At 39.6% G+C, this 23,882-nt stretch carries 21 protein-coding genes; 19 read left to right on the top strand and 2 right to left on the bottom strand.

The window, feature by feature from the left end; all coding sequences use genetic code 11:
• Positions 1–102: 102 nt before the first annotated feature.
• From IGI42_RS17475 to IGI42_RS17430, 10 genes are all read left to right on the top strand, one after another.
• Positions 103–597 (top strand): Lrp/AsnC family transcriptional regulator, encoded by a 495-nt coding sequence (locus IGI42_RS17475; RefSeq protein WP_438717256.1) that lies wholly within the window; start codon positions 103–105, stop codon positions 595–597.
• Positions 594–1,763, top strand: coding sequence for an aminotransferase class I/II-fold pyridoxal phosphate-dependent enzyme (locus IGI42_RS17470; RefSeq protein WP_438717255.1), 1,170 nt, complete (start codon positions 594–596; stop codon positions 1,761–1,763). The genes IGI42_RS17475 and IGI42_RS17470 overlap by 4 nt, the downstream gene beginning before the upstream one ends.
• A gap of 286 nt (positions 1,764–2,049) precedes the next feature.
• Positions 2,050–2,988: a hypothetical protein gene (locus tag IGI42_RS17465; RefSeq protein ID WP_438717254.1), complete on the top strand. Its 939-nt coding sequence runs from the start codon at positions 2,050–2,052 to the stop codon at positions 2,986–2,988.
• Between the two features lie 157 nt (positions 2,989–3,145).
• The gene (locus IGI42_RS17460) at positions 3,146–5,884 is read left to right on the top strand and encodes a sigma 54-interacting transcriptional regulator (protein WP_438717253.1); all 2,739 of its coding nucleotides are present in this window, start codon (positions 3,146–3,148) and stop codon (positions 5,882–5,884) included.
• A 55-nt stretch (positions 5,885–5,939) separates the two neighbouring features.
• The gene (locus IGI42_RS17455; protein ID WP_438717252.1) at positions 5,940–6,368 is read left to right on the top strand and encodes a PTS sugar transporter subunit IIA; all 429 of its coding nucleotides are present in this window, start codon (positions 5,940–5,942) and stop codon (positions 6,366–6,368) included.
• A complete protein-coding gene (locus IGI42_RS17450; protein WP_438717251.1) occupies positions 6,343–6,825 on the top strand; it encodes a PTS sugar transporter subunit IIB in 483 nt (160 codons plus the stop codon). The genes IGI42_RS17455 and IGI42_RS17450 overlap by 26 nt, the downstream gene beginning before the upstream one ends.
• A gap of 15 nt (positions 6,826–6,840) precedes the next feature.
• The gene (locus tag IGI42_RS17445) at positions 6,841–7,626 is read left to right on the top strand and encodes a PTS mannose/fructose/sorbose/N-acetylgalactosamine transporter subunit IIC (protein ID WP_438717250.1); all 786 of its coding nucleotides are present in this window, start codon (positions 6,841–6,843) and stop codon (positions 7,624–7,626) included.
• Positions 7,619–8,416, top strand: a complete 798-nt coding sequence (locus tag IGI42_RS17440) for a PTS system mannose/fructose/sorbose family transporter subunit IID (RefSeq protein ID WP_438717249.1) — start codon at positions 7,619–7,621, stop codon at positions 8,414–8,416. Before IGI42_RS17445 ends, IGI42_RS17440 begins: the two co-directional genes overlap by 8 nt.
• A 17-nt stretch (positions 8,417–8,433) precedes the next feature.
• The gene (locus IGI42_RS17435) at positions 8,434–9,489 is read left to right on the top strand and encodes an SIS domain-containing protein (RefSeq protein WP_438717248.1); all 1,056 of its coding nucleotides are present in this window, start codon (positions 8,434–8,436) and stop codon (positions 9,487–9,489) included.
• 82 nt (positions 9,490–9,571) lie between these two features.
• On the top strand, positions 9,572–9,979 hold the full coding sequence (locus IGI42_RS17430) for a GNAT family N-acetyltransferase (RefSeq protein ID WP_438717247.1): 408 nt from the start codon (positions 9,572–9,574) through the stop codon (positions 9,977–9,979).
• 46 nt (positions 9,980–10,025) lie between these two features.
• On the opposite strand, the gene IGI42_RS17425 is transcribed toward IGI42_RS17430, so the two are convergent.
• Complete coding sequence (locus IGI42_RS17425) at positions 10,026–11,480, bottom strand: helix-turn-helix domain-containing protein (RefSeq protein WP_438717246.1); 1,455 nt, start codon at positions 11,478–11,480, stop codon at positions 10,026–10,028.
• A 383-nt stretch (positions 11,481–11,863) separates the two neighbouring features.
• On the opposite strand from IGI42_RS17425, the gene IGI42_RS17420 reads away from it, so the two are divergent.
• The 9 genes from IGI42_RS17420 (at position 11,864) to IGI42_RS17380 (ending at position 21,075) form a co-directional block, all read left to right on the top strand.
• Positions 11,864–14,470, top strand: coding sequence for a pectate lyase-like adhesive domain-containing protein (locus IGI42_RS17420; RefSeq protein ID WP_438717245.1), 2,607 nt, complete (start codon positions 11,864–11,866; stop codon positions 14,468–14,470).
• Positions 14,471–14,479: 9 nt separating this feature from the next.
• On the top strand, positions 14,480–14,830 hold the full coding sequence (locus IGI42_RS17415; RefSeq protein WP_438717244.1) for an LPXTG cell wall anchor domain-containing protein: 351 nt from the start codon (positions 14,480–14,482) through the stop codon (positions 14,828–14,830).
• A 43-nt stretch (positions 14,831–14,873) separates the two neighbouring features.
• Positions 14,874–15,515 carry a WxL domain-containing protein gene (locus IGI42_RS17410; RefSeq protein WP_438717243.1) on the top strand — a complete coding sequence of 214 codons (642 nt, stop codon included), beginning with the start codon at positions 14,874–14,876 and terminating at the stop codon, positions 15,513–15,515.
• A gap of 11 nt (positions 15,516–15,526) precedes the next feature.
• Entirely contained in the window at positions 15,527–16,318 is a 792-nt protein-coding gene (locus IGI42_RS17405; protein ID WP_438717242.1) for a WxL domain-containing protein, read from the top strand.
• A gap of 12 nt (positions 16,319–16,330) precedes the next feature.
• The gene (locus IGI42_RS17400) at positions 16,331–17,080 is read left to right on the top strand and encodes a WxL domain-containing protein (protein WP_438717241.1); all 750 of its coding nucleotides are present in this window, start codon (positions 16,331–16,333) and stop codon (positions 17,078–17,080) included.
• A gap of 175 nt (positions 17,081–17,255) precedes the next feature.
• A complete protein-coding gene (locus IGI42_RS17395; protein WP_438717240.1) occupies positions 17,256–18,329 on the top strand; it encodes a DUF916 and DUF3324 domain-containing protein in 1,074 nt (357 codons plus the stop codon).
• Entirely contained in the window at positions 18,316–19,077 is a 762-nt protein-coding gene (locus IGI42_RS17390; protein ID WP_438717239.1) for a class A sortase, read from the top strand. Before IGI42_RS17395 ends, IGI42_RS17390 begins: the two co-directional genes overlap by 14 nt.
• A complete protein-coding gene (locus IGI42_RS17385; RefSeq protein WP_438717238.1) occupies positions 19,074–19,664 on the top strand; it encodes a hypothetical protein in 591 nt (196 codons plus the stop codon). The genes IGI42_RS17390 and IGI42_RS17385 overlap by 4 nt, the downstream gene beginning before the upstream one ends.
• Complete coding sequence (locus IGI42_RS17380; RefSeq protein WP_438717237.1) at positions 19,657–21,075, top strand: helix-turn-helix domain-containing protein; 1,419 nt, start codon at positions 19,657–19,659, stop codon at positions 21,073–21,075. The genes IGI42_RS17385 and IGI42_RS17380 overlap by 8 nt, the downstream gene beginning before the upstream one ends.
• Positions 21,076–21,100: 25 nt before the next feature.
• On the opposite strand, the gene IGI42_RS17375 is transcribed toward IGI42_RS17380, so the two are convergent.
• On the bottom strand, positions 21,101–23,788 hold the full coding sequence (locus IGI42_RS17375) for a transglycosylase domain-containing protein (RefSeq protein WP_438717236.1): 2,688 nt from the start codon (positions 23,786–23,788) through the stop codon (positions 21,101–21,103).
• Positions 23,789–23,882 lie beyond the last annotated feature (94 nt).

Raw genomic sequence — 23,882 nt, 5'->3', positions numbered from 1 at the left:
AAAATTAGGCTTGTCTGTCAAAAGTTAAATTGACAGGCACGCTTTTTTTGTGAATAATAGAGGGTACGAGTAACATAAATTAAAAGACTGTGGGGATTTGTTATGGAAAAAGCAAAACAACATCAATTATTAAAATTGATCGAAAAAGATTGCCGACTAACGACACAGGAATATGCCATTATGTTGGGGGAAGAAGAAACTATTGTAGCCGCAGAAATTAAGCGGTTAGAAGAAGCCAAAGTTATCGCAGGATACCGTGGTTTGATTGACTGGGACAAGGTGGAAGACGATTGGATTGAAGCCTTAGTAGAGGTAAGTACGTTACCTCAAGGAGAAGACGGCTACAAAAAAGTCGGTGATACCATTCGTAAGTTTCCAGAAGTTGAATCGTTATACTTTATCAGTGGTGGATTTGATTTCATCGTATTGGTTCAAGGACGTAATATCAAAGAAATCTCCAAATTTATTTCCACAAACTTAGCACCGATTCCAGAAGTTACGGGAACGAGAACACATTTCCTATTGGACAAGTACAAGCAATGGGGAATTGATTTGGACGACGACAATACCGATCATCGGATTATGGTGTCGCCATGAGAAATTTTCTAGCCAAACAAATGGAAAGCATCCAACCTTCAGGAATTCGTAAGTTTTTTGATATTGTTTCTGAACAGCCAGATGCCATATCTTTAGGGGTGGGCGAACCTGATTTTGACACACCCCGTCATATGACCGAAGAAGCCATTCGTTCGATGCGAGAAGGACGAACATTTTACACGGCGAACGCTGGTTTGCTGCCATTGAGGCAGCGCATCAGCAATTACCTAGCTGAGCGTGTGGGAGTAAAATATTCTCCTGAGTCTGAAATTATTGTGACTGTTGGAGGTAGTGAGGCGATTGATTTAGCGTTGCGGGTATTTATTGATCCAGGCGATGAAGTAATCATTCCACAACCATGCTTTGTTTGCTATGAGCCGATTACACAAATGGTTCATGGTAAACCTGTAACAGTTGATTTACAGGCTGAAAATGAATTTAAATTAACGCCTGAACAGTTAGAAGCTGTAATTACTGAAAAGAGTAAAATTCTAATTCTTTCTTATCCTAATAATCCAACTGGAGCAGTAATGGACCGGGAATCACTAATCAAAATTGCTGATGTAGTGAAAAAGCATGATCTGTTGGTGATTTCTGACGAGATCTATGCAGAGCTTCTCTATAATGAAGAGTTTGTCAGCATTTCTTCATTGCCTGATATGCGTGAGCGAACGATCGTTATTAATGGATTCTCAAAAGGTTTTGCTATGACTGGCTGGCGTTTAGGCTTCGTGGCAGGACCGGAAGAATATATTCAGCAAATGTTGAAGGTTCATCAATATATTATCATGGCTGCACCAACGGCTAGCCAATATGCAGCATTGGAAGGCTTAAAGGATTGGCACAACACAGTGGAAACCATGCGCGTGTCATATGAAGAACGTCGCAACTTTTTACATTATGAGTTGACACGGATTGGTTTGCCTTGTTATCGAGCAAAAGGAGCCTTTTATTTATTCCCACAGGTGAGCCAATTTGGCATAACCAGTGAAGAATTTGCTCTTCGATTGTTGGATGAAGAAAACTTAGCAGTAGTACCAGGATCAGCGTTTGGTGCGAGCGGGGAAGGCTTTTTACGCTTGTCCTATGCATATTCAATTGGTGAATTAAAAGAAGCAGTGAAGCGTTTAGAGAAATTTGTAACTAACTTGCAAGAAAAAAATTAGAAAGCAACATTGCTATGCTAAAACCTCAGGTGTATTATCTGAGGTTTTTTGGGTTGTCAAAGAGAGCTTTTTTTCACTAAGTGTGACGTTTCGTAACTTAAATCAATCTTTAGACGACTTCTCTAAGATCATCTGGAGAACCGGCTAGTTATGTGCAATTATTTCATAGAAATGATTTTACAACTAAAGGAATTTCTAAAACTTCGTATAGAATTGACGAACGTCCAATAATCTGTCAAAATTAAGTGTTATAATGTGTACAAATTAGTGACAAGGAGGAAACAGCTTGACCAAGAAAATGATCGGTTGGCTATTTCTGGGGATTCTGGTGGCAGGTGCAGTTTCGTTTGCTGGCTACCGGATTTATCAAGACCGAGTGGTAGAGACACAGAATGAACGTAAAGAGGCCTTTAACCAAAAATTAAAAAATTTATATAGCAACCAGGAGGCCGGCTATTTTATTAAAGAGCTAGATGAAGACCAGTTCGATCAGTTAGCGAATGAAGTTAGTGGTGCTGGGGAAAGTCAAACCGCTGAAGCAATCAAACAAGCCAAAGCAAACTTTTTAATCCAACAACAAATGAACCTATTGTTTGAGTCGGATGTATTAAATGGAATGGATCTTTCCGCTCATCCAGTCTTGAGATCACCAGATAGCGAAAATACGATTCCAGAGCTTGAGGAACAGTTGCAAGCTAGTGATGCTAAGGACATCAGTTGGGGACAAGATATTCAAATGATTTTAACCATCGCTAAAGAACAGGCGGAGAAATATAAAGCAGCTGATAGTTCCGTGACGACTTTGACTGATAGTAAAAGTATTGCCTTGTCGGATTATTTGGTAACGGTTCAGGCAGTGGCTTTGTTACCAGAAGGGGATTACAAAAAGACGCTTTTAGACAAGCTTGAGCCTATTCGTACAAAATTAAGTGATTCAAATGAACAATTTGCGGCACGTATGCAACAAGAGGAAAGCGCAATCGCCTCAGCTGCAGCCAGTTATCGTCAGCGACAGGCCAAGGTTTTAGAAGAAAAAAACAAGGAACTAAAAGAACTGCAAGAAGAAGTGCAAGAAAAGCAGAAAACGTATGACTCCTATGCTCGTATCAGCCAATCTCGTGCGGATAGTATCAGTCGATCCAAAGCAGCAGATGAGTCCTCTTCAAGTTCCTCTAGCAGTTCAAGTTCAGACTCGACAGAACCAAGTTCAAGCGATGATGATTAGTAACCTATAAGCAATTTCTCTTAAATTAGGAGAAGTTGCTTTTTTTTGTAAAAAAGTATAAATTTTACTCAATTTTGAAGTTTTACTTGTGTATTGTAAAAAATCTATGATTGATTTCATTAGATACTACGATAAAATAAAATTGAGGTGATGGGGAATGGCTACACTAGAAGAAACAATTATTGCACTGGCTGAAGAAAAGTGTGGGAATTTGCAGTTGAAAACAATTGAAATGGCTTTTTTTGATACACCAGAAATTGAAAAAAGACTCAAGATCAGCCGAACGCAAGCAAGTCGAGCGGCTAATCGTTTAGTTGAAAATGGACAGTTGTTCAAAGTAAATACGCGACCAGTCTTGTTTGCAGCAAAAGCAGCGTTTGAGCAGCATTTTAAGCTGGATATAAATCGCGAGTATGAGCGGATACAGGAAATCATTGAGCTAGTGAGTAAAGTGCCCGCTGAGCGAGTCTTTGAACAAATGATTGGTTACGACAAGAGCTTATCAGAAACCTTAGAGCAATTAAAAACGGCTGTCTTTTATCCGGGAAATGGCTTACCAATTATGTTAATGGGGGATACAGGAGTTGGTAAGAGTTACTTTGTGCAGGTTATGCACGAGTACATGATCAAAGCGGGGGTGCTTTCTCAAGATGCGCCATTTAAGGTGTTGAACTGTGCTCAGTATTTTAACAATCCAGAGTTGTTGTCGGGATTGTTGTTTGGTTATTCTAAAGGCGCATTTACTGGTGCATATGAGAGTCGAACTGGATTGTTGGAGGAAGCGGATCAAGGGCTGCTTTTTTTAGATGAAGTACATCGTCTAAATGCAGAAGGTCAAGAAAAACTCTTTACCTTCATGGATAAAGGAACTTTCGTGCGTATTGGTGAAACGAAAGCACGCCAAGCAAAAGTCCGATTAGCTTTTGCTACCACGGAAAAACCGCAGGAGTTTCTGCAAACCTTTTTAAGGCGGATTCCGATTCATATTTATATTCCTAATATGGATGAGCGGGGAATTATGGAAAAACGCCAAATGATCGAGTATCTATTTGGCAAAGAAAGCCGGAAGTTGCAGTGTCTAATTGAAGTTACACCCCGTGTCATGAATATTTTGTTGCAGACCCATTATGAAGGCAACATTGGGGAAATTGAAAACATGATCAAATACGCTTGTGGGAGTGCGATTGCTCGCAGTGAACAATCGGAACGGGTAAATATTCAGCTGCGGGATTTGCCGCAAAAAATCTACGCCTTAAATTCTCAACAGCAAAAACAATGGACAACTTTTGAAGGCTCCAATCTTATTTTTTCTGGAACTTATGAGAAAAAACAACTATCGGGTCAGCCAAAAGAATTAACTAATTTCATCACTCATTTGATCATGCTTTATCAGCATTTTGAACAGGGATCAGAGTCGATCTATGATCTGAAAAAGCAATGGTTGCAGCAGGTGACTCAATTTATCGATGAGTTAGTTTATCAGGACAAGTACGCCAGTCACATGTCCTTAGAGAAGTTTATCCTAACTACAATGCAGGAGATTTTTCGCGAGTTGGATTACCAGACGAAATTTCGTTATGATGGAAATTTTGTTCTGTTCTTTGCCCATTACATTTATCGTTATGTACTAAAAGGAGAAACCGAAGCGTTAGAGCTACCGGAAAGCTTGCGTGCTTTTGTTACTGACCATTATAAGTTAGCCAAAGGAGCGATTAACAAGTTACTGCCAGAAGTGGAAAAAAGGCTAGACCTAACGTTTAATGAAGTGGACCGTTGTTTATTTATTCTCTTTTTATCCACTTTAGAGCAAGCAGAACAAGAAGCCGATTTGGATGCGATTATTTTGGCTCATGGTTATGCAACAGCGAGTAGTATTGCTAATGTTTGCAACCGAATGTTAGGAAGTCCAACTTTTGCTTCAATTGATATGCCTATTGAGGCGACCTTAGATGATATCGGTGAAAAGGTTCGATTGTATATTGAGGAGAATCAAGTGAATCGGGGTCTAGTGATCTTGATTGATATGGGTTCGCTAAATATGATCTATGAGCAATTGAAACAAGATATTGATATTCCGATTTTATTTATAGATCAACTAGGAACTTTGATGGCTCTAGAAATCGGCAATCTAATTCAGCAAGGGAAGGAGCTAACAGAAATTGCGGAACAGATGAAGGAAGTAACCGCACCTAATATTCAGTTATTCCAACCGCAACGCAGCAAACGCAAGGCGATAATTACAACCTGCTTTACTGGAATTGGAACTGCCGTACAAATACAAAAGCTGCTGTATGATTGTTTGGCAGGAATGGTGGATATTGAAATTATCCCGATTGAGTTTAAGGAACTGAAGGAAAATGGTGTAAGCCCAGCTTTGAGCGCCAAGTATGAGCTACTGGCAATCATCGGTACGGATGATCCACACGTGCCAGAAGAAAATTTTGTTTTATTGGAAACCATTATATCTGGTGATGGCTCTAGTCGAATTGCAGAAATTTTTCAGCGTACCTTAAGTGAAGAGGATATTTTAGAAATCAACAACCGACTGGTGAAAAATTTCTCTCTAATCCGAGTGATCGATTCCTTAACTATTCTGGATACGAAAAAAATTATGGAGCTGGTGGAAGATTGCATTCGGGAGTTGGAAAGCCGTCTGTCATTGGAATTATCCAATGCTCGCAAGGTGGCGATGTATGTTCACGTCAGCTGTATGGTAGAGCGTCTGATCCGTCATTCGGAAATTGTCGACTTTCCCGATTTAGAAAAATTCTCCTACGAACATCAAAAGGAAATTAGAGTGATCCAAGAGGTCTTTAGTGTGTTGGAGCAAACCTATAGTGTGACAGTTCCCCTCACAGAGATCGGTTATATTCACAATATTCTTTATAATACGTAGCGTGTCACTAGTTGGCACGCTTTTTGCATTATATAAAAGCGAAGGAGGGATAAAAGTGAAATACTTAATTGCAACCCACGGAGAATTCTCAAAGGGAATTATCGACAGTGTTCAACTAATCATTGGGCAAGAAACTAAGGTCGATTACTTCTGCATGACAAAATCAAAATCATCCGAAGATGCTGCCGAAGAAGTGAAACAGTACTTAGCTAGCGTCAAAGACGACCCGTTAATTGTTTTAACCGATGTGTTTGGTGGTAGTGTGGCGAATCTGTTTACGGGTTATCTGTTAGAGGGCTATGATTTTCAGTTAGTGACTGGGGTAAACTTACCGATGCTTTTGAACTTATTTTTATCTGAAGGCACCCTTGAAGAACGCATCAACAACAGTTTGGAAGAAGCCAAAAAAGGAATCTTACATGTAAATGCATGTATTGCAAATAAAGGAGAGGTAGAAGATGACTGTATCATTATTGAGGATTGATGATCGTTTAATCCACGGGCAAGTGGCCTTTGGCTGGACTTCATCACTAGGCGTAAACACGATTTTAGTAGTCAATGACGAAGCCAAAAATGATCAAATGAAGGCGATGGCGCTAAATTTGGCAAAACCAAGCAATGTGAACCTGTACATTCGCGGGGTTGAAGAATCTGGCGAGATCGTAGCCAAATTCAGCCAATCAAAGAAAAGCAATGTTCTAGTTTTAGTGAAGGACACAAATGATGCTCGCAAGCTGATTGAAAATGCCGGCGGAGTCATTAAGGAAATCAACATCGGCGGCTTGCGCTTTTCAGAAGGCAAACGCAAATTGACAGATTTAGTAGCCGTAGATGACAACGATATAGCAAATTTGAAAGCGATTCATGCGGCAGGTGTGGAAGTAGAATTCCGGATGCTGCCAAGAGATAAACGTAAAACACTGGAGGAATTTGATTTATAGGAAGGGGGAAAAGAAATGGTTGCACAAGCATTAATGCTGGGGTTGATTGCCGGGATCGGAATTTTAGATGGTCGGATTTTTGGTCAAATGATGTTTGACCGTCCCTTAGTTACAGGTGTATTCGTTGGTTTAGTTTTAGGAGATGTCACTCAAGGAATCGTCATCGGTGCCCAACTAGAATTGATTTGGATGGGGATTGCCGGAATTGGGGCGGCAACCCCACCAGACGTTGTTACTGGCGGAATTTTAGGAACAGCATTTGCCATTATTTCTGGCAGCGGAGTAGAAGTTGCATTAGCTCTAGCTGTACCAATTGCTGTATTGGCCCAAACGTTGGGCGTTGTCGTTCGGATTGCCAACACTTATTTTGCTCACAAGGCGGATGAATATGCTAAGGAAGCCAATTTCCGTGGCCTAGCCATATCCATGTGGATTCCCGTCTGTCTGTTTTTCTTAAGCACTTTTGTCCCTACATTTTTAGCGATTCTTTTAGGAGCAGACCAGGTATCCAACTTAATTAATTCGATTCCAACCGTCATTTTAGATGGCATGCGGGTTGCAGGGGCATTATTGCCAGCGATTGGGTTTGCTTTGTTAATGGATATGCTGTTTTCGAAAAAAATGGCGCCTTTCTTCTTCATTGGCTTCTTAGCGGCAGCTTACGGCGGCTTAAATATCACAGCGATTGCATTATTCGCAGTCTGCCTCGCCTTCATCTTGCATTTTTACATTGAACCGAAGAAAGAAAGTACTCAAGCTGCTCAAGATAATTTGACGGAAGGAGAGATTGACTTTGATTAAAGTAACCAATAAAGAACTTCGAAGTGTTTTCTGGCGCTCCTTTGCCCTGCAAGGCGCCTTCAACTATGAACGGATGCAAAATATCGGCTATTGCTACTCCATGATTCCGGTTATTAAACGGTTATATACGAATAAAAAGGATCAATCCGATTCCATAGTACGCCACTTGGAAATCTTCAATACCACGCCGGCAGTTGTACCAACTATTATGGGAATTACCGCAGCGATGGAGGAGGAAAATGCCAACAACGTCAACTTTGATGAACAATCTATCAATGCGGTAAAAGCTTCCTTAATGGGACCACTAGCTGGGATTGGCGACTCGATTTTTTGGGGGACCTTGCGAATTATCGCAGCCGGAATCGGGGTTTCAATTGCCAAGGATGGCAGTTTGTTTGGACCACTACTGTTCTTGTTAATTTATAATGTACCCAACTTCCTAGTTCGGATCTTCGGCTTGAAGCTGGGGTATCAAGTGGGAGTCAACTCGCTGGAACGAATTCAAAAAGAAGGCTTAATGGACAAGATTATGTCAGTAGCTACGATTATCGGACTTTCGGTAGTGGGCGGAATGGTAGCCACTATGCTGTCAATCACCACCCCATTAGAGCTGAAGATTAGCGGAGCTGAAATCATTGTGCAAGACATTTTGGATCAAATTTTGCCAAATATGCTGCCGTTGATCTTCACCTTTGTAATTTACCGATTAATTAAAAAAGTAAGTATTACTTGGCTGACCATCGGAATCATCATCTTTGGGATTGTGATGCACGCTATTGGAATTTTATAAAAAAGGAGAAGTGACAAATGGCGACAATTGAAAGCTACATGTTAGAAACACCAGAAAAAATGGACTTGATTATTAAACAGGCACCGGAATTATTTGCGGAGGTAAAAAAAGCACCGGTTAAACGTATTATCATCACGGGTTCTGGTACCAGTTATCATTCCGGTCTACAAATGAGTCAGCAAATGCAAAGCCTGCTGCAAATGGATGTCCGTGCGATGTATCCTTTTGAAATTACAAAAACGACCTTCTTGGAAGACAACGAGCATACATTAGTTGTTGGGATTTCTCAAGGTGGAAGCAGTTACTCTACCTACAATGCCATGAAGCTTGCGAAAGAACACGGCTGTATGACCGCATCGATGGCAGGAGCAGAAGGTGCCTTCATTGATGAAGTGGCAGATTATATCCTAACCGTAGCCTGCGGCGAAGAGTTAGCTGGTGCTAAAACAAAAGGCTTCTACTGTACAAAATTGAACTTACTTTTATTGGCTTTATACATTGGTTTGGAAAATGGCGCTGTTTCAAAGGAAGTCTTTAACGAAAAAGTTGCCGAAGCTCAAGAAGCAGCGAAGCATTTCCGAGATGTTTTTGAGGCATCAGAAGCTTGGATCGAAGCCAATAAAGATGCATTAAAAGAGATCAAGGATATCCGCATCACTGGACCAGCCTCATTATACGGCGATATTTTAGAAAGTGCGTTAAAATTATTGGAAACGATGCGTTGTCCAGTAACAGGTTATGAGTTTGAAGAATTCATTCATGGCATCTACAATGCGATCAATGACCAGTCTACCGTCTTTATTTTAGACGATGGCGCAGAACCTCGCTCAGAAAAAATGCAGGAGGTCTTGTCAGGCTGGAGTAAAACCATCTATTTGTTTACTAATTATGAATCAGAGCAGGCTGATTTAGTTTTACCGACAGTGCAAAATAAAGATATGCTGACCTTTAACTTCATTATCCCATTGCAGTTAATGTGTGCCAAGATTCCAACACTACGTGGCGTTGATCCATCAACACCAAAAGACCCACAGTTCCATATGAAATTAGGAAGTAAAAAATTCAATAAATAGTTTATAAAAGCATTGGTAAGTTCAAAAAGCTTGCCAATGCTTTTTGGTATAATAAAAAGAAACGAGACTAGGGAGGTCCACCATGGAAATTCGCATAGCTGTTTCAAAGGATGTTCAGTTTTTTGCTAAGAATGATCCCCATATTCGCAGACAGGGTTTACTGGATGCAATTTACCTAAATCGCATCTATATAATAGAAGAAAACGGACAATCAATTGGCTGGTTACGTTACAATCTTTTCTGGGATACGATTCCTTTTATGACAATGCTTTACCTTTTTAAAGAGCACCGTAACAAAGGATATGGTAAGGAAGCTGTCAACTTTTGGGAGTCAGAGATGCGAGAATTGACTTATGATCGTGTGATGACCTCCACCGTATCGACTGAGTTTGCGCAGCACTTTTATTATAAGTTGGGGTATCTTCCAATTGGCGGATTTACCCTAACCGGCGAGCCTTACGAAATAATTTTAGAAAAAAGCATAGCATAAATCAAAGTCGTTCTTTCAGATGAGAGAACGGCTTTTTATTTTGCTCTTATTTTGCTCTTATTTGGTTTTCAAATAGTTCATGCAGACGATTTCCAATATTTTCTAAGTCCTTTGGTGTAACACGAGCTCGCACCACAAGAAGTTTTTGTTGATAAGGACAATATTTGGTGAGTAACGGGACGGTGCTGATTAATAGATCAGCTTCTTCAGGCGTTTTTACAAAAACTAAAGCATAGCGAGTACTGTAATAAAAATTTAGTTTAATTTTCAAGTACTGTTTAAACGAATCGCTGGTTTCTGAGTAAATATATACAGCGATTTCCGGTCGAAGTTCATCCATCGGAATGATGGAAATACAAGTCGATAAACTAAACATATGGAACATTTCCAAATCGTCACTAGGTAAATGCTGGGACCATTCCTGCCAAAAAGATTCGAAACGTCGTAAATAAAGAGGATAAAGTTCACTTAATTCCTCTAAACCAACAAATGTTTGCAAGGTGGTCAAAAACGAACCGCTTAATGGAAAAAAATACATTGTCACTGTTAGTTGATTCAGTTTCATTCGGACAAACCGTTCCTCTTTACGAGTAAGCAAACGAAAGTTCTTTTGAAACAACTGAATCCAACTTTGTTGCAAAGAAGGATTTTCCAAATTTTCCTCTCTCATGGGAAGTTGGAAATTTTCAGACAAAGAACAATAAACGACTGTTACTAAAAAGGACCAATCCTGAGTTGACCAATGCGTTAAAAATAGCGGTTTGTCCGGAAGTTGGAGTGTCGCTAGTATGTCTAAATCATCCGGTGAAAGGTGTAGTGTTTTTCCTTTCGAAAGGGCTGTCCGAGTGATCAAAACCCAATAGGCAAAGCGTTCAACTAGCGTCGGATCATGAGATACTTTCAATTCCTCAGCAATTTCTTCAGCTAATTGATAATCTAAATCTAAATTTCGCAAACTGGGGATAGTAAAAAACTGACGATGGATGCTACGTAAGAAAATATAGTGAAACGCACGAATTTTTACCTCAGGGCCCCTTAAAGTTAACTGCTTAGCACAGGTTATCCGTAAATCAAAGGCTGAAATTTCATGATTAATATCTTTGATTTTCCGTTTTAAGCTCGATTCACTTAAGCCGTGATTGATGCAAAAAAGGACGGTCGAAGTTTTTCGTTCTATTAAAAGAGTTTGAAGAACTTTATAAGCCATATCTGATGAATATAAATAATCGTAAAATTTTTGAAGATTATCCGACGAACGCTGGAGAGTTACGGTTGTTCCATGATTTTCTTTGCGTATGACTAATGAACACGAGTGATCTGGGTACAATTCGTCTATCAAATCGGCTAATTCTCGACAAATTGTATGCAAAGTACTTACACTAGCAATCTGAATCGTTTCCGCTAGCTCTTTATAAGTAAAGGCCTGCGTTTGACTATCTAAAGTATCAATAATTTTTCTTTTTAACAAGGTATTCTTATCAAACCCAAAAATGGAAGACACCTCATTTCTTTTTTTCTAAATAATAATTATATTTTGAAGAGAATTCAATTGATATAGATCGTCCAAACCTTCTTTGATAAAAACTTACAAAAAACAAAATAATTGGAAAGTATCTTTTTAACTCGAAATAAAACAGATTAAGTCAGTAAAATGAGTGAAAAGGTCATATTTTAAGAAGGGTAACTGTGAAATTGATCTTTTTTTCGATGGAATGATGACTAGAATAGTAGATACTAAGTTAGTTTAAAGTTATTAAATCAGCAAAGAAGCTTGTGGAAACAAAGGATTTTCACATAATTATAACTAAACTTTCTTTTTTTAGCAAAAAAAATATAAAAAAGAAAGCATCAGTTTGTTAGCCTAATATTGGAAGGGGGGAGAGAATGAAACGAAAAACATGGCTGATTTTGCTGGTCATTTGGTTTACATTGCCAAATACAGTTGCGTTAGGTGCAACCGAATCAGTGACTGTGGATGATTCACAGAAGACGTTCGCTTCGCTTAATGAGGACTCGTTACTTGCTAGATCTTCTAATGAAGTTGCTCAGAGCACCTCATCAACAGAGTCTGAATCCGTTAATACCAAGGCAGAGACCATCGAAGCTTCTAGCAGCCAGGAAAGCAATTCAGCTGAAGATGAACCAGCTGAAAGATCAGCTGCTCAAACTTTAGCTGCTAGTGATGCAGTGGTAGGTGATTGGACATCCTTTGTGAATAGTATCCGGGATGAAACAATCACAAAAATTACACTGACCGCAAGTTTTGCGAGTACTAGTCTCAGTGATGGGCGTCTTTCTACTTATCCGAGGCGAAATGATCTTGAAATTGATGGTCAAGGTAACCGAGTAGATTTTAGAGATTCATCGATTTGGCTGGATGCTCCCAGCAATGGTACAGGGTCATTTCACATGCATGATATTGTCTTAAATCAACAATATCTAGGGGCTTATTCTGAGGATATCGTTGGAACACGGTTGAATTATACCAACGGTGGAAAATGGCGGTATCGTTTTGGAAATGTTACGACTGAACCGGGTGTTCAACGGCTGGCACGAGCCTCTTATGGCGAAGTAACTGTTTACGGGAATATGGACATTGATACTCGAGCAGAAAACTTCTATTTAGGAAGCTTCGTCATGGAAGATAACACTGTTTATACGGGAAACGTGAATGTTTATGACTTTTCGGTTTTCTGGTATAACGTTACGGCTGCTAGTAATTCCACAGGTGCTTCAAGAGAATTCACCATTGGAAAAAATTGCAAAGTAAACATCACCCAAAGCCAAACTGGCGGAACTACCTATCCAGCGGTATATCTTTATTACCAGCGTTTAAATGTTGGAGAAAATAGCATATTTAATGTAAACATGCCTGGTAATGCGGTACGGTTCGATGAAAATGGTTCAGGCATGATCATCAAGCCAGGCGCTGTTGTAAATTTAACCAGTAAGAAAAACTCAGGTGCTGTTATTGCCTTCTCTAACAATAATACCTACTTAGAAGTGAATCCTGGTGCTTTCTTTTATGTAATCGGTCGAAGTAGCCAACCATTAATCAATATGTCCTCAGATGGTACCGGAATAGCTTCAGTTCGGCGGCAAAACACGCGAATGGTATTAAATTCACCGGCACAGTATGATTTACGGAATCTGTATGATGGCAGACAAGCAGTACAAATTGCAATGGGAAGTTACGCCGATAACAGCTTTCAGATTATCGACTCTGACATTGATTTATGGAAGTTAGCTACACAGCCTTTAGGTCCATCAGATGAAACGTATGCTAAGGTAGCTAGTTTTGAAGTAAAAGGAAATGGAACTAATCAAGTAGTGTCAAGTACCGATGCGGGGCTTTCTGGGTTTAACCAGCGGAATTATCGTCGGATTTCAGGGATGAATCAAAATCCAACACTGGAATGGACACCGATTACCGATGCGGACAAAACTTTGCAAGCGCAGGTAATCATTGGAAAGGTACCTGACAACAATGGCTCCAACAGTGCAGGTGATATTCATTATATTCCAGTTTATGCTTCAAAAAATCAAGCAACGGTTACAATAACTGATTCCTATGGGCAAATCATTGAAGACTTAACAACTAATGAAAATGGTTATATTTCTTATCAAGCAGATACCTTCCAAAAGGCTGGGAAAGAAATTTCTGGTAGTGCCAAAAGAGGTCCTTGGATAAGTGAATCACCGGTCTCAACGACTGTGATTGATGTTACTCCACCAGAACCAGCGGTAATAAATGATGCGATGAAAATTGAAAGCATTACTCCAGAGATTTCCGGTACTGGTGAACCTGGAAGCATAATCACTTTGGCAATCAATGGTCAAGAAATCAGTGGACTTTCAAGTACGGTAGAAGCAGATGGCTCATGGGTATTAGATATTTCTAGTTTGAATTTGAAGCAAAGGGATATTCTTCAACTTTTTTTACGAGATAAAAGCGGATTGGCTGGCGAAATTACTAATCCACCAGCTACAAATAATGAGATTGGAAATATTCAGCCGGCAACTGACATGACTTATCGTGATGCAACATTTAAAGCAGCTACAACTAGTACAATTGTAGGTTATCTTTCATTAAAAGAAGTACCCGATCAATTGAACTTTGGACTAAATGACATTTCAAATAAAACCGAAATCTATCAGCCGCAAGTTAATGGAAAATTGGAAATATCTGATTCTCGCAGTGATGCCCACAAACCGTGGCGGATAACCGTCAATCAGTCTGAGGAAATAAAACAGGGAAGTATCTCTTTAATCGACTCTTTGTACTATACCTCTCAGCTAGGAGAACTGCCCATCAATGTGAGCAATCAAGTAATCGAAACAGGGGAATTTACGGAAGATGGGGTCAAGGATATCTCAGCTGATTGGCAAACAACGGGCGGTTTCAAATTAATCGTCCCCCCTGAGAAGCAACGTGTGGGCACATACTCAGGAAGGTTGTCTTGGAAATTAGAAGATGTCCCGGGAAATTAGGTGATGCGAATGAAAAAAATAGTAGTTGCTTGTCTGGTACTTTTCTTCTTAGCTGTCTTTCCAATTCATGGTGAAGCAGCTTATGACTCGAATGGCAAAACAGGATTTTATGGGGTATATGAGTATCCTGAAGATAAACCATCGATAAAAGAGGAATTTTCTAAAGGGGATGTGTCTAGTGAAAATATCCAACTTTTTTTGCCTTCTTATGCAGAAACAGGTCCAATAATTCCTCGAACGGGCGATCGATCTTCATTGCTTACGACACTAGCTGGAATGGCATTATTAACTATCGTCGGTTTTAAGGTGAAACGAGGAGGGATTTTAACTGAAAAAAACAATTATTCTCCTCGTAGGTAGTTTATTACTAGGAAGTAGTTCTGCTCTAGCAAAGGAGTCACAAGTGTCATTATCTTATCGAGTGGATGATACCACAGTCATTAAACCGTTGGATCCTTTAGCCCCCGATCCAACTAAGCCGGTTGTTCCAGAAGATCCAATTAATCCGGCAGGGCCAAATCCTGGAACCGGCGGAATTCGGTCAATTGATTACGCTTCGAGTTTTCAGTTTGGCAAACAAAAGATTACAGCTACTGACCAAACTTATTATGCCCAGGATTTAAGTTATCAAACGACAGATGGGACACAAAAACGTGGACCTAATTACGTTCAAGTATCTGATCTTAGTGGAACTGGCAGTGGGTGGCTGTTAAGTGTCAAACAAAACGAACAATTTCATACTAGCAATAATCAGGAATTAGAAAATGCTGAACTAACTTTTCTAAAGGGGACGATTGTTTCCAACGTGGATCAGATGTTTGCCCCACAAGCTGATGAGGAGATTATTTTCCGATCCATTAGCGAGGAAAAAAATGTGGTTACAGCAAATGAGAATCAAGGAATGGGGACCTGGCTGTATCGTTTTGGCTCTTCCGCAAACGAACAGGTCATTCAACTAAAAGTACCAGGAAGTTCGGTAAAATATGCGAAAGAATATCGAACTTCCTTAACCTGGGCACTGAAAAATGTGCCTGGCAATGATTAAGGAGGAAGAAAATGAAAAAGAACCAATTGATTACCACCACTGCCGCCACTATTTTAGCAGTCACTACGCTGGGTGGTGTGACTGTCTCTCATGCTGCAGAAAGTAGTGAGTATACTTCTAATGGTGCGGTAAAGTTTGTTCCAAATACGGACCCTACATTACCAGTCAATCCAGAAAAACCTGATCCAAATATTCCGGTTGATCCCATTGATCCAACTGATCCTGATGGTCCCAACTCTGGAACAGATGGTCCATTGTCGATTGATTATGCCTCATCTTTTGATTTTGGATTAAATAAAATTTCCAACAAAGATGAAACCTATTTTGCTCGTGCACAAACGTATAAAGGGAGTACACCAGCAACTGCAAATTATGTTCAAGTATCTGATAATCGCGGAAATAACGGCGGATGGGTATTAAAAGTCAAACAAAATAGCCAATTTACTGCAGAAACAACAACCTTGAACCACGTATTGACAGGAGCAGCCGTCACTTTAGATAATCCAACAGTTGCCAGCAACTCTTCAGCCGTGGCGCCAATTGCTGAAAAGCCAATTACGTTAAACCCGAATGGTGCAGAGGCTGTAGTTCTTTCCGCTGTGAAAAATTCCGGCGCAGGTACTTGGATAAATCGTTGGGGAACGGTTGAGTCGGTTACAGAAAAAGGCGAAGACGGTACTGATATTCAAGCAAATGTAACGAAAGATGTATCCTTATTCGTACCTGGCAGTACGCCAAAGGATGCAGTAAATTATACAACAACATTGACCTGGAATTTGTCTGATATTCCAGAAAACATTTAAAGGAGTCTATTCATGAAAAAAATCCAATATTTAACAATAGCGGCTTTGACAGTAGCTACATTAGCTTTACCAATCACAACTTTAGCGGCAGATGGAGGAGAATATACTTCTAACGGCGCCATCACTTTTGAACCAAATGATGCACCAACGAAACCAGTTGATCCAACAAATCCGGTGAATCCAATCGATCCTGTAGATCCAACTGATCCTAATGGACCCAACCCGGGCACCAATGGGCCATTATCGATTGATTATGCATCTAGTCTAGACTTCGGTACTCAAAAGATCACTTCCACTGATGAAGTATATAAAGCCAAAGCGCAAAAATATCTTGATAGTACCAACACAGAAAAAACAGGTCCTAATTTTGTTCAGGTTACAGACAATCGTGGCGTAGAGACTGGTTGGAATTTACAAGTAAAACAAACAGGCCAATTCAAGACAGCCGATGATGAAGAACTAACCGGAGCAGCTATCACTTTTAACAATGGGAATGTTGTTACTGCTTCCACTTCCGCAAAACCTGCTGGCAAAACGACTATCAATTTAGCTCCAAATAACTCACTGACAGATGTAATGACAGCAACAGATGGTCAAGGTGCAGGAACTTACTTGCTAGCTTGGGGTAGTGATGCTTCTACAGGGGCTGAAAGTATTGAGCTGTTTGTGCCAGGAGCTACGACCAAATATGTCAAACAATATACAACGACCTTTAATTGGGTATTAGCAGATACGCCAACTACGGCTGATCCAATCCAATAATGAAATGAAACAGTGGCTGTGACGTTTGATGTCACAGCCACTAAAAAAACGCATTATCGGTATACCTGAAGCAGCTCTCTGGGAAATAAGCCGAATCATCGCAAAAATATGAGCAGCTATTTATCGGAGTTGAACGCTTCTGTCACAACCTCTGCTTCAACTGAAAGGAAGAACGATGAAACTACTAAATAAATTTTTCGTGTGTATTATTTTGCTAACAGGAATTGGCGCATTCACTAGTATCACAAGTGAAGCTGCTGAGTTCAATTTTGCTGTTACACCACAAATTCCTGATAATCAACTAGATAAATCAAAAACATATTTTGATTTGCAGCTTTCAGCAGACCAGCAACAAGAGTTAACGGTTAATTTACGAAATGATACCGATCAAGAGGTAGTAGTGGAGGCACAAATTAGTAGTGCCACAACCAATAGCAATGGGGTAGTCGAGTATAGCAAGAATGAAATCAAACCAGATCCATCATTGGTATTTGACCTAAAGGACTATGTAGAAGCCCCTTCAGAATTACTATTGCCACCTCACTCAGAGTCACCTTACAAACTTACTATACATATGCCAAATGAAGCGTTTAAGGGAATTATAGCTGGTGGAATTACTTTCCAAGAAAAAATTAGAGAAGACCAAACATCGTCAAGCACTAATACAACGGGCTTAGCTATCAAAAACGAGTATTCCTACGTAGTTGCATTATTGATGCGTCAAGAGACAGACAATGGCATACCCGATTTGAAATTAGTAAAAGCAGGAGCGGATCAGGTAAACGCTCGAACGTTGATCTACGGGAATTTACAAAATCCAAATCCTGTTTATCTGAATCAATTAGCCACGCACATGACAGTGAAAGCAAAAGGGAAAGATGAGGTCGTGTATGAAAATCGTCAAACAGGGATGCAAATGGCACCAAATTCAAATTTCAACTTGGGTCTGCCGCTAAATGGTGAGCGTTTAAGCCCAGGAAAATATGTTTTAAAGATAGATGCTTATGGTCAAAAGGATGAAAACAGTGCATTTATTTTTGTTGATTCAGATGGTAAGGAAGAACATTATCAGTACAATTGGCAACTGGAAAAAGAATTTGAAGTCAAAGCGGATGAAGCAAGAAAACTCAACGAAGGAGATGTAACCGTTAAAAAAGATTTCACCTGGCTTTATATTTTGATTGGGCTCTTACTGTTACTTTTGATCGTTTTGGTTATTTGGTACAGGAAGAAACATGCGAAAAAGTAACTACTTGATCATTCTTGTCTATTGGATGGCGTTGTTTTTGCTCGCACTTCCTGTGTTGAAGCAAAGCGTACTTAGCTATAAATTAATCCAAAATACAGAGACTCCTAGTAAAAGGGCTGAGCAACCTCTAAAAAAAGCCGAGCCCGTTCAGCCACCAACCTTCTCAGAAGTTTTGACTTTTAAGGGAACAGGGGAGACTTTGAGAGGAAAGCTGTTCATTCCATCTTTGGAATTAATGGTGCCTGTTTATCCAACGGCTACACAAAACACTCTTTTAGCTGGTTCGGGAATGTTGTTTCCTGAAAGAAGTCCTGAAACAGATAATCTAGTTGTATTGGGACACCACTTAGGAAATCAGCAATTACTTTTTGGCCAGCTGCTGGATCTAAAAAAGGAAGAGGATATTTACTTCCAATCTTCTGGGATTGTTTACCATTATCGTGTGCAGTTAACCAAAATAATTAAGGAATCTGATCTAAACGTATTGGAAGAAACCGATCAGCCGCAACTAACGTTGATTACCTGTGATAGACCAACACAAACTGATCAACGATTTGTTGTAATAGCCAATTTACAGCAGCAAGAACAATCGAATAGGCGCACAAGAAGTGTTGAGCAGCGGTTAGAACAAAAAACTCAATGGAGATATTGCCAAAATGTGTTAATAGTTTTCATTTCGTTTTTTAGTTTTATGATTGTCGGAACCTTCATTATTTGGCGACAATTATGTGAGGAGGAAAAAGTTTGAAAAAACGAGTTATGACTTATTGCATGCCCTTGTGGATCGGTACATTTTTGTTTCTCTATTCAAATTATGCTTTAGCAGCTAGTGATATTTATGATCCGATGAATCCTAACGAGACGATTACACCTATTCCCAATGAACAAATCGAAGATACACAGGAGTCAACAGCGGAGATTACCTTTGAATCTAGTGAGACTATTGATAGCAGTATTTTTTCAAATGAATCATCATCTGAGCAAAAAAAGGAAGACCCAAAAGAAAAAATAGACATTTCGGGGGAAGCAACGAATACATCCGAACAAGCTGTCAAAGATAAAACAAACAAGGAAGTGCCCAGCAATGAGAGATTTCCAGACTCTGAAAAAAGAGCGGATTTTATTAACCAATCACTGCCTCGGCTTATGTTGGATGACAATTTCTTTTCTACAGCAACATCGATAGCTACACACGATCCTTCTTCAGGAGGGGAAGCAGGGGAGAGCAACGTATTTTGTCAAACAGCTATGAGTGCCTACCTCCTTTCAGGGATAGTTCTTTATGGGGAAGTTGCTTCCGATATGAAAATGATGCTGAGTGATTCTATTGCTTGAACAATTTTTAGCTAAAGATGAATGGCGTAAATATCAAATCTTAAAATTGCTGGAGCGCAATGCCTTTTTTTCAATAAATAAGCACAAATTGATGGATTATCTAGAAGTATCTAGTTATGTATTAAAAGGAATTATTGAAGCATTGAGTTATGATTTAGTAAGATATGAATTGGACCAAGCGATTCAATTAATTGATGAAGAACCTTATATACAGCTGCAAATTTCTGGGAAGGCAAGCTCAGAAACCCTATTGGAAAATTACGCCAAGGATTCACTTCGGTTTCGGCTGCTATGCAGTGCGTATTTAGAAAAATATAATTCTGTGAATGATTTTTCAATTAACGAACTGATTAGCTATCCAATTGCTTATAAGGAATATAAGCAATTAAATCAGATCTTACAAACGCACAATATTCAATTGAGTCGCAAATTTCAACTAGTCAGTTCGGACGAGCAAAATTTACGTCTGTTTATGACAGAACTTTTTGTTCGTATTTTAAAGGATGATTTGTCTTTTTATGCCAACGGTGATTTGTATTTAGTGAAGCAGCAAATTGCCATATTACCTTTTGAACAATTTACTCTCCATCAAAAGACGGACCTGATTCATTATTGTTATGTGACAGATACACGGCTACGTCAAAAACACTATTTAAAAGACACGAAACTACCGTTGCTAAGTGGAGAAATGCAGACTCAAATTTGTTTATCTTTTTTCTTTTCGCAAGTACCTGAAGCTCTTGTGGCGATAGAAAAACAAGCTTTTGTCAATTATTACATGACACGCTCCGTTCATTTAATGGATCAGATTATTCAGTATGATTTATCTATAATGGAATTTAGTCAACAATTAGTTTCTGCAATAAAAAAGGCGTTTCCTGTTTTGAGCAATTATCCAGAGGAGATCGCTCTATTTATCAGGTGCTTAAATTTTTTACACCTACAAGTAAGTGAATTAAGCACTAGCTACGAATCGTTGCAGCCAGTAATTGATATCAGCTACTTTCAACAAAATTATCCCGAAATACTGACTTTTTGTCGCCATTATATGGAATCGCTAAAAAAGACGCTATTGTATAAGAAAAAGAAATTTGTTTTTTTTAATTATTTATTATTAGTAGTGAATACATTCCCTAAAGAAGCGTTGTTAGATCTGGTAAAGATACATGTCGATTTTTCTTATGGAGAACGATACAATGATTTTATCAAGAGCAACCTATTTTTTTTCCAAACATCGGGAGCGGTGATTACGGATAATCTAAAAGACGCGGATATTTTGTTAACGGATAATCGTTCATTTGGAGAAACCAGTAGCTGTCAGTATGTAGTGTGGCTGTCGCCACCTCGACCGCTAGATTGGGCTAATTTAGGGCAGAAAATTGTCGAACAACGCCAAAAAAATATTTGGTAGAAGCTGAAAGAGACTAGCCAGATGGCTAGTCTCTTTCAGTTGCTTCACTAGAGCTGCTGGAAGAATTTCTTGAACTGCTTCCAGTGTCGCGTATTTGTAGAGCTTTTTTTATTTCATCAATTCGCTGATCAAGCTCTTTACTTTGTTCCTCTGTGGTCTTGATATCATCGTCGAGACGATCCACTTCAGCTGTCAAAGCGGCTTTTTCTTGTTCATACTGTGTTTGTTTGTTGCTGTAAACATTATTGTATTGGTTAGTTAGCGTGCCACCGGCTGGTTCTACGTTTTGAACAAGCGCTAGGACTTGCTGAGCGTATTGATCAAAGGTTTTCCAATTGTCCTGTGTATCGGTAACGATCAATTCGAATTGACTCAAGGTTTGAATCCGATCTGCCAATAATTGGTTACTGAAAGTGGAAGCTTCAGATACAGTAGGGCTGTTCAGTTTTTCAGCAATCAATTCGTTTGCCTTGGTTTTTGCCAAAGTATTAATGTTTTGCGTAGTTGCCAACAAGGCATTTTGGCGGGTCGCAAGTACTTGTTTCGCTTGACTAGAGCGAGTGATTAATTGGCCTTCTTGATTGGTAACAGAAGCTGGTATTTGGAAATCAACATCTTCTTTGTCTGCATTCAGCAAATCCATCGCTTCCTGGAAAATCTGACGGGTTGCTTTTCCGACAGTCGTATTGTCTTGAGCTTGTGGGGTGTCATTACCAGCCCAAACTGCTACGGTGTAATGAGGGGTTGCCCCGACTGTCCACAAGTCTTTGGCTTCATCGGTAGTCCCAGTTTTAATCGCCCAATGTTGATTATGAGCAAGGTTCGTATCGGTTGCTGTACCATCTTCATCTTGGTGAACAGCCTTCATCGTATCAATCGTTAGATATGCGGCATCTTCACTGTAAACCTTACGTTGTGGCGAGTCATTTAAATTAAATATTTCTTGGTCATTGTCTTTTCGTTTAATGGTTTGAATATTGGTTGGCATTCGGTAATTCCCTTGATTAACCAAAGTTGCAATACCGCTAGCCATCTCTTGAGTTGTTGCGCCATAAGTCATCCCACCAACTGCAATAATTGGATTATCATCGGCGACATCCAGCCCTGTAAACTTCATCTGTGCCAATGGTTGATAAACAGGCTCTTGTAACTCCGCCTGATTTTCCATCGCTAATTTATAAGCAACAACATTGGAAGACATCGCTAACGCATTTCGTAAGGTTAGGTTCCCTCGAGATCCCATATAAATATTATTAGGATAATTATTGTTCGGGCGATCATCAGAGACTGTGCTGGTTTCTAAGAGTCCACGCTCATAAGCCGGTGCATACGACACAAGTGGCTTGATAGCTGAACCAGGTTGACGATACGAAAGGAACGCCCGATTATAGGTATTGCCTTCTTCGCCACGCCCACCAATACTTGCTACGACACTGCCAGTGGCATTATCAATGACGGTCATCGCTGCTTGTTTAGTATAAATATTTTTTTCAGGGTCAATTTCTGACCAGCCTTCCATTACCCTAGTTAAAATATCCTGCAGCTGTTGGTGAATGTTCGGGTCGATATTGGTTTGAATTTCGTAACCACCAGATAAAATTCGTTGGTAAACTTTGTTATAAGCATCTTGGTATTCTTGATTGTAGCGTTCTTCTTCTTCCGCACTATCAAATTGATACTGGAAGCGGAAATCCTGCTGCTCCATCAAAATCTTGGTTGCTGAATCGACGGCTAAGGCAACTTCATTATCGCCTAAATCATTATTTAAGGCTTCTGAATGAATGCTAGCAGTAAAGTCGTCATTGGTAGCTTGTTCGTAGTCTTCGTTAGTAATATATCCTTGACTTAACATTTCATTGAGAATTGTTTGTCCCCGTTTCTTGGCATTGTCCTTATTGCTAACAGGATCATAAAGTCCAGGGTTGTTCGTGATTCCCACCAATACGGCTTTTTCTAGTAAGCTAGTATCATTAATTGATTTGTTAAAGTATACGCGAGAAGCCGCGTTGATTCCGTAAGCCCCATGACCAAAATACACATTATTTAAGTAATACTCTAAAATTTGTTCCTTTGAAAACTTCTTCTCTAGTGCCTGAGCCATAACCATTTCTTCTACTTTACGAGAAATAGACACTTCTGGTGTTAAGTAAATATTCTTTACTAGTTGCTGTGTAATAGTAGAGGCGCCGCGGACGCCTCTGCCGATCACAGCATTAAGACCAACTGTTATCAGGCCTTGGGTATCTACACCATGATGCTCGTAAAACCGCTTGTCCTCGATTGAAATCAACGCCTCAGAAACTAACGGGTCCATTTCCTTATAGCTGAGATAATCGCGCTCTTGCGTTTTAAGCTCTTTAAGGGTACCACCATTGACATCTAGGATCGTAGTTGGTCGAAATTGTTTAAAGTCGCTTTCTTGAATCGACTCTGCTTGTTGCTGACCAGCATCTACAGCCGTAGTAATCGTTTGACCATATTGATTAAAAAAGAAAACAGCACCGGCGATTATAGCAATCAGCATCAGCACTAAAGCTGTGATGGATAGTTTAGTTACTTTAGATAGGCCTTTGCTAGCTGGTTTATTTGATTTAGGTGTCTTCTTACGTGTTGTTTTACTTTTCTTTGGTTTTTGACGTTTTTTTTCTGCAGATGAAACAGGCAGAACTGGTTTCTCTTTCTTTTTACGTCGATCTTTTCTTCCTTCTGACATGTTGCTCCCTCAAAAAATCATTTTCTTCTAGTTTAATAGATAACAGCAGGAATGACCATGATAATTAGTGCTTTGCTATCAAATATTTAGAAAA

The organism is Enterococcus sp. AZ109 (assembly GCF_051714625.1).
Lineage (GTDB): Bacteria > Bacillota > Bacilli > Lactobacillales > Enterococcaceae > Enterococcus_A.
This window is presented reverse-complemented; position numbering and strand designations above follow the sequence as displayed.